Source organism: Hymenobacter sp. HDW8 (assembly GCF_011305775.1).
GTDB classification, from domain to species: Bacteria; Bacteroidota; Bacteroidia; order Cytophagales; family Hymenobacteraceae; genus Hymenobacter; species Hymenobacter radiodurans.
This window is the reverse complement of record NZ_CP049907.1, coordinates 1,447,578-1,460,491: the sequence shown is the minus strand read 5'-3', so window position 1 is coordinate 1,460,491 and position 12,914 is coordinate 1,447,578. Positions and strand designations below refer to the sequence as shown.

Below are 12,914 nucleotides of genomic sequence, written 5' to 3'. Positions count from 1 at the left end.
GAAGTACGGCCGTACCCGATAGTCGCGTACTTTTCGCCTGTGAATAAGGTTAGTCTACTTCTACTGGTGCTGGTGTTGCTGTTGGGGGCGCAGGCCCCGTTGTACGGAGCGGATATATCCGCTGTGGCCGATAGCTCCTTTGTGCGCCAGCGCCACCGCCGACCCGTATTTCAGTTCGACCAACGGTTTTCGCTGCTCAATGGAAAAGTGGTTGGTATCAATGGCCTGAAAGGCGGCATCGAGTTCAATGGGCGCCTGCGAGCTGGCTTAGGCGTGTACCTACTCAGCGGGGGCGTGCCCACCGATGCGCCCCTGCCGCCAGATTTGCCCCCCAATACCCGCGATGAACTGCGCTTTCGCTACTTAGTGGGCTACGGCGAGTACGTGCTTATCGGCAACCCGCGCTGGGAAGTGAGCACGCCCGTGCAGATAGGGGTCGGTAGCTTTTACTCTCGTTACCGGCTTCCCGATGGTAAAGTGCGCCGCTCCGCCAAAGACCAGATTTATATCCTGGAGCCTTCCATCGCCAGCCATTATCGGGTGTTTCAGTGGCTGGGCCTGGGGGCGGGAGCGGGGTACCGTCAGATGCTGTTTATCAACGACAAGCTGGAAGATGAGCTGAGCGGCGTCATCTTCTATGGCCGCGTTAAGCTGTTTCTAGGCGACTTATACAAGATAACGCGCGGCCGCCAGAAGCTGTTTTCGCAGGATGGACTACGCGCAAAGGATTGGCAGAAGTAGAGGCTGCCCCTTTCTGTAAATCGACTAGCTCATCCCACTTATGAGGAGAATTGGTCGAATTATAGGGGGCAACAGTAGTGCGCCTTTTAAGCTGGCTACATGCTGGCCAAAATGAATGAAAGCGTTATCGTAGTACATTCTGCGTTATCGGCTGAGCACCGCGCCGGCAATACGCTTGAACTGGTCTTCTGCATACAATTGCACAGTGGCGCGCCGAATGCTTTTACTTTGCCCCGCTATTCCGGCTCCGCTGTGCGCCCTCGCCCCATGACTAATGCGACCCGTCAAATACAATACTTCTTACTCAGTCAGGATTTCTCAGATGGCGTGCGCATCACCCTGGCGGTACTGCTGCCGCCGTTGCTGCTAGGGCAAATTGGACAACTAGACACGGGTATTTCCCTTTCCATTGGGGCCTTGTGCATTAGCCTTATCGACTCGCCGGGACCGGTAAAGCACAAACGCAACGGCATGCTCTACGGCAACCTAGCCATATTCCTGGTAGCGATGCTTACCGGCTTTGCCCGGCTCAGCCCCTGGACGATGGGGCTGGAAGTGCTGGTGCTCAGCTTTATATTTACCATGTTCAACGTCTATGGCAACCGGGCGGCGGCGCTGGGCTCGGCGGCGCTGCTGATCATGATTCTGAACATGGATCGGCCGCTTACGCCTCCGCAAGTGCTCACGCACAGTCTGCTGACCCTACTGGGGGGCATTTGGTATATGGCGCTGGGACTGCTGATTTTTCGCGTATGGCCCTACCGACCGGCCCAGTTGGCCATCGGCGAATGTGTGCACGCTATTGCTCAGTTTCTCCGGATAAAGGCAAGCTTTTACCACGCCCACACCGACCTGAACAGGAGTTACCGCCAGTTGGTGGCCCAACAGGTAGTGGTGAATGAAAAGCAGGAGGCCGTGCGCGAGCTCCTGTTCAAAACTCGGCAGATCGTGCGCGAATCCACTCCCGAGAGCCGCCGGCTTCTGCTCACCTTTGTGGACGTGGTTGATTTGTACGAGCACATCACCGCCACTTACTACGACTACGCGGCCCTGCGGGCGCAATTTCAGAATACGGGCGTGCTGACGGAGGTAGGCCGACTGATAGAGCAGCTGGCTGAGGAAATGGACACAATTAGCCTAGCGATGCAGGCCAACCGCGGGTTTCATGCGGCCCCCAACTACAGTCAGCAGCTGGAACACTTGCAGGCTCATATTGAGGCCGTGGGCAGGCAGCACCCAGAGGTGCGTACGCTGGTTTTGAAGAAACTGCTCATTAGTCTGCGCAACCTCGTTCAGCGCCTAGAAGACGTGATAGGCTATTTCAATACCCAGACCCACAAGCCCACTCGCCGCACGGCGGAGGTGGAGTACGGCCGCTTTGTATCGCATCAGGACTACGGCATAGGCGTTTTGCGCAGCAACCTGACGTTTAAGTCGGCCATTTTTCGCCACGCGGTCCGCGTGCTGCTGGCCAGTGGGGTGGCGTTTCTTATCGCGAAGCTGGTGTTTGCCGGCAACCATAGCTACTGGATCGTGATGACGACGATCTACATGCTCAAGCCAGCCTTTAGTCTGACCAAGCAGCGCAACTACCAACGTATCATCGGGACGCTGCTAGGGGGCTTTTTGGGGGTTCTGCTGCTGGTGGGCATCACCAGTCAGACTTTGCAATTCGTCTTTCTACTGCTGCTGATGGTGCTGGCCTTCAGCTTTCAGCGCCGCCATTACCTCACCTACGTCACATTCATCACGTCCTTCGTGGTTGTCATGCTCAGCTTTCTGGGCGGAAGCTACCTAGCCGTGGCCCAAGAGCGGGTGCTCGATACGGTGGTCGGCTGCTTTATTGCCCTGACGGCGGGCTACTTGCTGTTTCCCAACTGGGAGTCGGAGCAGCTGCGCGATTACATGGCCCGGGTGCTGTCGGCCAACCGTCGCTATTTGCAACAGTTAGCCGAAAGCCTAGCCGGCCATCCACCCGATTTTATCCACTACCGACTGGCGCGCAAGGACGTGTACGTGAGTTCAGCCAACCTGGCAGCCGCTTTTCAGCGCATGCTGTCCGAGCCCAAAAGCAAGCAACAGCGTAGTGAGGACGTGCATCAGTTTGTGGTGCTCAACCATATTCTGTCTTCCAACATCGCCACGCTGAGTGCCGCCCTGCGGGCTCAGCCTTCCAGGGCGCTTTCCGCAGAAGGGCAGCGGGCCCTGCGCCGGGCCTTATCTGCCCTGACCACCAGCCTGCAAAAGCTGACGCCCGCCGCGTCGCCCGAACCGGTGCCCGCGCTACCTGCAGCCCCAGCGGCGCAAGCAGAAAAGCCCCCCACCGCCGACGATCGGCAGGTGCTGGAGCAACTAGAGTTTATTCAGAAAGTAAGCGGCGATATCAGCCGGGTGACGGAGGCAGTACTGGCGTAGCCGGTCACTCTCTGAGTAACACAGTGTGGCTCCTTATCTGTTCGGATTGCTGTTCGCGCCGGTCGCCAGTGCGGCTTTCAGCGTTGCCCGCCGATCAAGCTTGCCGGATGCCGTGGTTTGAAATTGCGCTACATACAACAGCTCTTTGGGTAGCTCATAACGGCCCAGGCGCTCGGTCAGCAACGCCAGTAACTGCTCACGCTGAGCTGCTGACAGGGCTTCGCCTTCCAGAAAAGCCGTGACTTGCTCGCCTAGGCGCTCATCGGGGCGGCCGGCCACAAAGGCGCGTCTGGGGGGCAAATTGAGTTCGGCCAGCGCCACTTCCAGCACCTGCTCCACCTTTTCGGCCTGCACCTTCACGCCCCCGGAGTTAATCACAAAGTCGGCGCGACCTAGCCACTCAAACGCGTGCTCCTCGGGCAGCAGGCGCACCTGATCGTTGGTCACAATAAGCTGATCGTTGGTGACGTCGGCGCGCACGGTCAGGCAGCCGCGCTCATCTTGGTCCACATGAATGCCAGGCAGGACTTTGTAGGTTGGGGAGGCGTCGGGGCCATTTAAGCGGCGTAGGGCAATATGAGAGGCGGTTTCGGTCATGCCATACGTGTGGTATACGGGCACTGTCAGGGCCTGTGCGGCTTGCGCCAACCCACTTTCCACGGCCGCACCGCCCACCAGAATGGCCTTCATGGTATTGAGCCGGGCCGCGTGCCCATTTTCCAGCACCGTGCGCAGTTGCAGAGGCACGAAAGAAGCAAAGTCAAAGGCCGCCTCAGCCGGCACCAGAGCCAGCGGGTCGGCGTGGGGCTCCACGATGGTCAGGTGTAGATTCAGCTCTAGGCCACGCACCAGCATCATCAGCCCACCCACGTACTCGCAGTTCAGGCACACCAGCATCCGGTCGCCGGGCCCCAGATCGAAATAGTCGCCGGTGCGCCGCGCACTGGCTGCAAGCTGCTGCCGTCGAAGGATTATGCGCTGCGGCTCACCTGTAGAACCGGAAGTTTGCAGACCAAACTCCAGCGCTCCATTCAGCCACTGCCGACAAAAGTCTAGCACCTTAGCCTCGTAGCCGTTTAGATCTACGGGCGTATTGGCGGGATATTGCTTGATGTCGGCGTAGCGAAATTCGCGGCCGTTGAGCAGGAGGGAATCGGGGAGGAGAGAAGCGTCAGGCATTGATGCTTGGGAAGAGCAGGCTTTAGAATAAGATGCTCCTCTATACGCAACAACAAAGTGGGAAAGTTAGAGTGCTGCTTTGGGAGTCTGTAGCTGAAAGTGAAGGTATAGCCATCGTCCCGCTTGGGAAAGCCAGCTTTGTTGCTTACCTTAAGTGAGGAACCAAGAGAATCAGGCCATGAAACCGACTCAGCCCACTTCCGCGCCATCCGCTAAACCCGTTACCCTTGTGGGTGCTCCGAAGCTGCCCGTTTCCCTGTTAGTTCCCAACACGGATAATTCGCTCAGAGAAAAGGAGAGACAGGGCCAACAAGACCCGGAGCAGGAAAGCTTCTTCCGTGCCTGGTGCTGCGCTTGTGAAGGTTACGGCTCCATTTTTTAACCTGAATAATTAGTCACCCACACCGGTCTAGTTTGTCGCGTAGCGATAGACTGGCTGTAAACTGGTTGTTGCCATAGAATAGGGCCTGCAACTCCGCACTAGTTAGAAGGTATGACACCGGAGCCCAGTTAGCTCTTCTTATTCTTCCCCTTCTTTTCCTGCTGCTGCTGAATAAACCGGTCCGTCATTTTCTCCAGAATGGAGAGCGTGACCGTGCCGTTGGAGAGCACCATATCGTGGAAGGCGCGCACGTCGAAGTCGTCTTTCAACGCGGCTTCCGCCTTCTGGCGCATTTCCTTGATTTTCAACTCGCCCATTTTGTAGGCCAGCGCCTGCCCCGGCCACAGAATGTAGCGGTTGACTTCGGTGTTTACCTCGTGCAGGGAAAGGGCGGTATTATCAGCTAAGTAGGCCACGGCTTGGGCTCGCGTCCAGCCCTTCGAGTGAATCCCCACATCAATCACGAGGCGGCAGGCCCGCCACATTTCGTAGGTGAGCCGGCCAAATAAGCTATACGGGTCCTTGTAGAAGCCCATTTCGTGCCCCAGGTATTCGCTGTACAAGCCCCAGCCTTCGCCAAAGGCATTGATGTAGTTGTTTCTCCTGAACTCAGGCAAATCAGTCAGCTCCTGCGTCAAGGCATTCTGCAAATGATGACCCGGCACCGCTTCGTGCAGCGTCAACGACTCCAGCGTGTACAGCGTGCGGTTGGGCAGGTTGGACGTATTTACCCAGTATTGACCGGCCCGGGTGCTGCTGATGGGTGCACCCGAATATCGTCCTGCGGTATAATTGGGGGCTAAATGTTCCGGTACAGGTACTACCGTAAATGGCTGTCGGGGCAGTTTGCCAAAGAGCGAAGGCAATTTGCCCTCCACGGTTTTCGCGATATAGGCGGCATCCTTCAACAAGGCATCGGCTGTTTTAGGCTGAAACTGCGGGTCGGTGCGCAAAAAGGCAATGAACTCTTTAAAGTCGCCTTTAAACTTCACGTCCCGAATAACCTTGTCCATTTCCCCTCTTATCCGCGCTACTTCCTTCAAGCCAAGCTGATATACCTCTTCCGACGGGAGACTGGTGGTTGTAAAGTGCCGCACTCGGTCCTCGTAATAGGCCCGGCCATCCGGAAACCCTGAGGCTCCCAGCGTGGGACGCGCTTTGGGTAAATATTCCTGATCAAAAAACGTCTTGATCTTCTGGTAGCTGCTAATTACATCCTTCGTGATGACGGCCTTCGCAGTAGTTTGCAAGGCTGCCCAATCAGCCTCGGAAATTGCGGCTAGTTTCTTAGTAAACGGCTTCCAAAACACCGATTGCTCGGCCGTTGCTACTATGTGCTGGGTGTAGCTGATTTCATAGCCATTAAGCACTTCTCGGGGCTGCGTAATGCCCAAAGCAATGCCCTGACGCATTAATTGCAAGTTCTCATCGACAAAACGTGGGATGTCTTTTAAGAGAATAATGTACTGCTCGGCGTCCTTTTTAGAATTGATAGTAGCATTGCCTCTCGACGCTAAACTGGCATGAAAACCAGCATCGGTTTGGATGGGGTTCAAATAGGATTTGAACTGATACTCGGCCAATTCATCCAGTACATCGTGGCTTAATAACTCCAGGTTAATCTGGTCGTCAAACGACAGATCCTTTTTCTTAATCGCCTTTAATTGCGCGTCTATTTTTTTGTAGAAAAGCCCTTTGGCTATAAAGCTGCTTTCCGTTCGAGAGCGCAATACATGGTTGCTGCTGCTGTCGCGCTTCCATGCCTGCTTCTCAAAGTCTTTGATAGCGGTCAAAGCGGCGGCAATATCTTTCTGAACAGTCTTTTGTTGGGCCCGAAGTCCGCCCGCGATGAGCACGAGGGCGCAGGTGCAGAGTACTGGAATTCTCATAAATAATTAGTTAGGAGTGAGCCTTGCCACTAGTAGACCAAGGGCGGAAGCACAGCGCTACCCAATAAGCCACCGCTGATACGTCTTGGCCGAAGGTGCCATTACCGCGCAGAGCGTGAGCAATAAACACCCGAAGAATACTAAATCGATGGGGCTCTTGGTGATGGTGAAAGTGACGAGCGGCGGTAAGCCAGTGAGCCCTAATAGGCTGTTGCGTAGAAAAATGCGGCTTTGGTACAGCCGTAGGTTCTCCGTTGCTGGCCGGCGTAGGTTCGGCTTAATCTGGGAAGAAACCAGGTACACGAGCACACCCACCAACAGCAATAAGCCCCCCAGGAGCAAAAGCGCCGGCCATGTGGCAAGCTGCGGATTTACGGTTCCTGATCCGGCGGTTCGGCGGCTGGCGGCCAAGACGAATGCGGCCATGACTGCTGCCTGTATAGGGTAATGCAGCCAGTGCATGCGCCGAATTCGCCGAATAGCTTCGTCGTATGTGGGGTCTGCCATGCCTTCGGCCGCGTAGCAAGCTACAATCAGTAGAGGTTATTGATTGGGGGGCTTATTTTGCTTTAGTGGGCTCGGATAGAAGCTTAAAATAGCTGGCTTTGAAGCGATTATCAACCACTTCGCCCTGTACTTCTGCCTTGCGAATGGCGCTGCAGAAGCCGTCTTTGGCGTGCGCGTCCCCGTGCGAATCGATGTCGGACCCGTCGACGAAATAGGCTTTGCCATCAATCCGCACCGCCAAATCGCAGCTTTTGCCCGGTAGCCCCAGCTTGCACTGTCCGCACGAAGCGTCTACTATCATCACCTTCTGGGCCTTATCTGGGGCGGCAGCTACACCAGCAGCGGCTTGGGTAGTCTGGGCAGTGGCAGCGGATACCGCGAAAAAGCCAAAGGCAGCTAGTAGTAACAAAGACTTCATAAAGCAACTGGTTATTTGATGGGGCCTTGGCAGCACGATTGCCACGTGTAAATAACGGAAAAAGTACCTGCTCTAGCACCAACGCGTAAGAAGGTGGGGGGCAAAATTTGCGGCCGCGTTCGGGTTATTTTAGTGGTCCATCCAGAGGAAGCCATCCGGCGCTCTGCAAGACCTGAATCAACTGCGGATCGTCGGCAGACATAGCTCTGAGCCAGATGCTTTCCCGCTCTCGATTCCACCAAAGTCCTTGGTCGTTGCCGGGCTTTGCAAACGAATACCGGTACAGCACGGCCCGTACATAGCGCGGCGGCTGATTGGGAAAAGGGTTGCTGGCAAATAGACTCACCGCGCCTGAGTCGTTGTGCAAGAGTTTCCAGACCAAATTTACCGTCCAGGGATAGTCAGCGGGGGAGGCCATGGAGGCGAACCACATTTGCCAATCTAGCCGCAACTGGTAGGGGGCAATTTGGGGCGGCGGCTGATCCAGTAGCACCGGCAGGCCTTTGTAGAGGTACGGCTTCCAGGCGGCTTGATCAGTAGGATTCTCCTCCATCGTTCCTTCAAACACCACGTTCAACCGTTCCTTTCCCACCGTTCCGAAGGCGCCGTAGGTATTTACAAGGTCCAGTGGGTCGAAGGAGGTATTCATAATTTGCGCAGGCGACACGATGTTCAGGGCAGGCTTAATGCTTAGAATGGCGATAAGTGCCGTTACAACCCAGGCGGTAGTAAGCAAGGGTCTGGATTCTTCAGCGCCTTCAGCCGCTTCTTCTGCCATGCAAACGAGGCGGCGGGGAAGAATTCTGGACCAGAAGCCATCATCGAAACAAGCCAGCGCCGGCACAATCGTCAGCCAATTTAGGAACGAGAGGTTGCCGCTCAGAATGATGCTGATCTGAAATAACACGATTACCGCTCCCGCGATGTGGCGTGCTACCCGAGGCCCGAACACGAAGAAGGGTGCTACAATCTCGGCCAGCCAATTAAACCAGACACCAACCTGAAGCATGGGGCGCGGCAGAAAATGGAACCACCGGCTCAGCGGGCCGGGAATAGGCTGCGTTTCGAAATGGTAATAGAGGGCCGTACTGTTGCGCCACACTTCATCCCCGCGCAGTTTAATTAAGCCGGCCCCCAGCATAATACGGAAAGCCAGCCATCGAAATAAAACGATGATGGGCATGGGGGGCGCGTACCTCGGGAAAGGCCGCAGATCGAGCAGGGGGCAAAGGAAGATGGCGAGAAAACCAGTTTCCGTAAGCTGAATTTCCCAGCCGTAACCATACCATTCCTGGCCCACGTGCACAAAGGACATGTAGAGAAACCAGAGCACCGCCAGCAGCAGGGCATTCGCGTAGCCAGCCATTACCACGCAGGAAAGCACAAACCCGACCCAGGCCGCCATGAGCAGGGCCGCGTCCGAGTGCCAAAGCCAAAAAAGCGACGGTAAACGTGCGAAGCCAGCCCCATCTGAACCGAGTGCATCGCTCACCTGCTTTAGGTAGATTCCTACGGTAAGGAGGCCATTAGAGCCAATCAGGGGAATGATCTGGTTGATTGCCACGAGAAAAGCCACGGCATATATGACTCCCAACAGGCGCAGCATAACAAAGCGGGTGAGCCAGTAGGAGGAAGAGCTATCCAGGGCATGCGTAGCACGTTGAGATTCGCTGGCCATGTCGTTTCTGTTCCAGTCGTGTATTATCGATGGAAGTTTAATACGACTTCTTATTGGCGGTTGGCGGCTAGTGCCGGGCTATAAATGATTGTAAAGTTTTGCCCCCTGAGTTGGCTTTAGGCCTGCTTAAATTATTCTTTTAAACTCAATCCTGGCAATAGTTTTCCTCAACAATATATTGTTAGACAAGAACATAGCCCTCTACAGGATTAAGGATGCCTTTGAGAGTAAGTACTTTCTTTTCGGCATCTGGAAATTGCTCTTTCACCTCCTTGAAGACTTCTTCCGTGACCATAATTTCGCCTACGCCAGCCGCGCCCTGAAGCCTCGATGTCAGATTAACCACCGGGCCTATAGCGGTAAAATCTTTGTAAGTGGTTCCCACTTCCCCCACGTAGGATTCACCGGTATGAATTCCGATGCCCACCCCAAGCGTTTGGATATCACGTAAGCCAATTTCCTCCTTCATATGCTGACAGTCTTTTTGCAGTTGCACAGCGGCGCTAACGGCATTTTGCACATGATCTTTCCTAATTAATGGGAAATTGAAGATGGCCAGCACAGCATCACCAATGAACTTGTTGACAATCCCGTCTTTTTCCCATACTGCCGCTGAGCATCGGTCGTAAAAATGGTGTAGCAGTTCGTTCAGCTTCTCAGGTTCTACTTGCTGCGACAAATCTGTGTAGCCCCGAATATCAGCGAAGAGAATGGTAGTAGAAACAGGGACCTGTTTATGCTTCATTATCTTGGCAAAATTGCTCTCGCAAAAGGTGCACATATTAGGATGCATTTTGCTTCGTTTGATACCAAACGTTCTAAAGAAAGCAGAAAAAGGACCACGTATGGCAGTCGGCATATGCATATGCTCCCAGCAGCCTTGGCAGATCTGTGTCTCTTTCATACTGAACTTGAAATCCCATGTTAAGGCTTTAAGTTTAATATAGTATTATATCAACTAATATTTACACGTTTCTAACAAAATTCTGCCTGATCATTGATACTGTAAGTTTGTAGCTCAGCCCTGTTTTTATAGTAGCTTTAGTTTGGGATAGTAGTCAGATACAAGCTCGGAACAGAAGTTGGGCTTAGTGCAATATATGGGTAAGGTGGCCGTGAAGTGACCTTACTAAACAGGTACTTACTTTTTCTTTTCCCTGATGTAATACGCCTGAATTCGGGGTACTTGGTCGGGTGTGAGGGTGAAGCTTACTTCTAGATTCTTCTTTTCTCCCTCTAATAAGAAGCTGCCCCGTAACCCATTTTGTGGTACTAGTTCTCCAACTCGCACAATCTTACCAGCCTGCTCAAAAAGTGTAGTTGCTTCTTTGCGCAAGGAGGAAGTGGAGTAATCCAGAAAGAAATTCTCTGCGAAAATACCGCTTGCTTCAGCCTCGTTCCAAGATGGTAGCAGCTTTACCAGCTGGGCCTTACGCTCATTCAGCACGCTAGAAGGGCGAAGCTGGCGTGGCTTTAGGTCAGCTAGCGTTGCGAGTGTGTCTAGCATTCGGATCATGATGGGGGAAGTGGGGGCGTATGTAACGTTTGCAAAGCACGCTAGCCCAATACCATAATCAGGCAAAATTGCCCAGTTGCTACCGAAGCCCGGCAGCCCGCCGCTGTGCCCAACTGTCACCCGGTTCTCACAATCCTTGCTCCACCGTATTCCATAGCCATACGCCGCCATCAGCGAACAAGCTCGCCCAGATGGGTATTTGTATTGGGCATTCTGGCCAATCAAATTTGATGGGTACTGAATTTCCCGTAACGAGCTTCTTTTCAGGGGACCTTTTTCTGGGGCGCTAGAAGCTGGCCAAGCCGATTGATAAAAGGCCATGTATTTGCCAAAGTCTTCCATAGTCGTGATTAGGCCACCCATTGCCCCGCCGGCACCATCATGCAGCATAGGCTGCTCTACCCATTGTTCCTCCAGCCAACGGTATCCATGTGCCAATTGAGTAGGAGGCACTTGGCCATAGTCCCAGTATGTTTGCGTCATGCCCAGGGGCTTCAATATATTTTCGTTTATATACTGTTGGTAAGGCTTCCCTGAAACTTTCCTGATAATGTATCCTAGGGTAATAAATCCAAGGTTACTGTATTCATACGTTACTCCCGGATTGTTTGAGTAGCTGAGCCCATTGTTAATAAAGTCAACCAGTTGCGCATCGCTCATAGCCAGCTGACGGTCGCCCCAGGGGTTATCTTCCGGCAAGCCCGCCGCATGCGTAAGCAGGTGCCGAATGGTTACTACCGGAGCATCAGCAGTCGGAAAGTGCTGTTTTTTGAAACCGGGTACGTACCGCGACACGGGGTCATCAAGGCGGAGCTTTCCAGCGTCACGGAGCTTAAGAATGGCCATAGCGGTGAAGCTCTTGGTCATGGAAGCAATGCGAAAGGCTGATTGCGGAGTGGCAGGAGTTTTCTGCTCAATATTGGCGTAGCCGGTACCACCTGATGCGAGTAATTGTCCATCAACCATCACCCCGTACACAAAGCCCGGTGCATGCATAGCAGTAGCATATTTTTTATACATCCCGTCGAGCACGGGCAGGGCTCTCCGAATCTTCGTCATCCGGGCTGTATCGGCAAAAACAGGCTCAGGGTAAGTGATAGACGTGGATTTTAGCTGTGCAAATGCGTTCAAAGAGAACAACAGAAGCAGGAGTAAAGAAGGGCTGCGCATAGAGTGGGTTTAAAGGATCAATATATATGAATTGTTTACCTGTATTGCATCCTAACTATTATTTATAAAATTCAATGCTAGCCCCGCTGTGCTCTGGTTTTACCCGAGTTAATCCTTATTAGATTGTTGTAAATAAAAAAGCCTGTACCACGTGGTACAGGCTTTTCTTAATAGTCGCTGGTGAGCAGTTATGGAAACTTAGGGTACTTGTCGAAGTCAGGCTTGCGCTTCTCAACGAAGGCGTTGCGGCCTTCCTTGGCTTCTTCGCTCAGGTAATAGAGCAGCGTGGCGTTGCCGGCCAGCTCCTGAATGCCCGCCTGCCCATCAAGCTCAGCATTGAAGCTGGATTTGAGCATACGTAGCGCCAGAGGGCTTTTCTCGAGGATCTTGCGGCACCAAGCTACGGTCGTTTCTTCGAGCTGCTCCAGCGGCACTACTTTATTCACAAGTCCCATATCGAGGGCTTCCTGCGCGTCGTACTGGTCGCAGAGGAACCAGATTTCGCGGGCTTTTTTCTGGCCTACTACGCGGGCCAGGTAGCTCGCCCCAAAGCCGCCATCAAACGAGCCTACTTTTGGACCAGTCTGGCCGAAGCGGGCATTTTCAGCGGCGATGCTTAGGTCGCAGACGACGTGCAATACGTGGCCACCGCCAATGGCCCAGCCGGCCACCATGGCAATAACAGGCTTGGGAATGGAGCGGATCTGCTTTTGCAAATCGAGTACGTTGAGGCGGGGCACTGTGTCTTCGCCCACGTAGCCGCCGTGGCCGCGCACGCTCTGGTCGCCGCCCGAGCAGAACGCTTTGCCGCCTTCGCCGGTGAGGATAACTACGCCAATGTCGGTGCGGTTGCGGCAGATATCCATGGCCTCAATCATCTCCTGCACCGTGAGCGGGGTGAAAGCGTTGTGCACCTGCGGGCGGTTGATGCTGATTTTGGCGATGCCTTCGTGGAAGGTGAAGAGAATCTCGCGGAATTCCTTGATGGGAGTCCAGGTAATGGCCATAGAGAAGGTGAT

Annotated in this window: 10 protein-coding genes; 2 read left to right on the top strand and 8 right to left on the bottom strand. The window is 53.9% G+C overall.

Annotated elements, in window-relative coordinates; all coding sequences use genetic code 11:
• Positions 1-39: 39 nt before the first annotated feature.
• Both G7064_RS06020 and G7064_RS06015 read left to right on the top strand, forming a co-directional pair.
• The gene (locus G7064_RS06020) at positions 40-741 is read left to right on the top strand and encodes a hypothetical protein (RefSeq protein WP_166072878.1); all 702 of its coding nucleotides are present in this window, start codon (positions 40-42) and stop codon (positions 739-741) included.
• A 99-nt stretch (positions 742-840) separates the two neighbouring features.
• Entirely contained in the window at positions 841-3,156 is a 2,316-nt protein-coding gene (locus G7064_RS06015) for an FUSC family membrane protein (RefSeq protein ID WP_240935769.1), read from the top strand.
• A gap of 33 nt (positions 3,157-3,189) precedes the next feature.
• Here the strand turns inward: G7064_RS06015 and G7064_RS06010 are convergent, their stop codons facing one another.
• From G7064_RS06010 to menB, 8 genes are all read right to left on the bottom strand, one after another.
• Entirely contained in the window at positions 3,190-4,335 is a 1,146-nt protein-coding gene (locus tag G7064_RS06010; protein ID WP_166072877.1) for an AMP-binding protein, read from the bottom strand.
• Between the two features lie 510 nt (positions 4,336-4,845).
• Entirely contained in the window at positions 4,846-6,606 is a 1,761-nt protein-coding gene (locus G7064_RS06005; RefSeq protein WP_166072876.1) for a DUF885 domain-containing protein, read from the bottom strand.
• A gap of 57 nt (positions 6,607-6,663) precedes the next feature.
• Complete coding sequence (locus tag G7064_RS06000; RefSeq protein ID WP_166072875.1) at positions 6,664-7,113, bottom strand: hypothetical protein; 450 nt, start codon at positions 7,111-7,113, stop codon at positions 6,664-6,666.
• 52 nt (positions 7,114-7,165) lie between these two features.
• Positions 7,166-7,531 carry a DUF6370 family protein gene (locus G7064_RS05995; protein WP_166072874.1) on the bottom strand — a complete coding sequence of 122 codons (366 nt, stop codon included), beginning with the start codon at positions 7,529-7,531 and terminating at the stop codon, positions 7,166-7,168.
• 124 nt (positions 7,532-7,655) lie between these two features.
• Entirely contained in the window at positions 7,656-9,209 is a 1,554-nt protein-coding gene (locus tag G7064_RS05990; protein ID WP_166072873.1) for a lipase maturation factor family protein, read from the bottom strand.
• A 181-nt stretch (positions 9,210-9,390) separates the two neighbouring features.
• On the bottom strand, positions 9,391-10,113 hold the full coding sequence (locus G7064_RS05985; RefSeq protein WP_166072872.1) for an adenylate/guanylate cyclase domain-containing protein: 723 nt from the start codon (positions 10,111-10,113) through the stop codon (positions 9,391-9,393).
• A gap of 237 nt (positions 10,114-10,350) precedes the next feature.
• Complete coding sequence (locus tag G7064_RS05980) at positions 10,351-11,856, bottom strand: serine hydrolase domain-containing protein (protein ID WP_317172833.1); 1,506 nt, start codon at positions 11,854-11,856, stop codon at positions 10,351-10,353.
• Positions 11,857-12,083: 227 nt separating this feature from the next.
• On the bottom strand, positions 12,084-12,902 hold the full coding sequence (gene menB / locus G7064_RS05975) for a 1,4-dihydroxy-2-naphthoyl-CoA synthase (RefSeq protein WP_133272142.1): 819 nt from the start codon (positions 12,900-12,902) through the stop codon (positions 12,084-12,086).
• Positions 12,903-12,914: the final 12 nt, after the last annotated feature.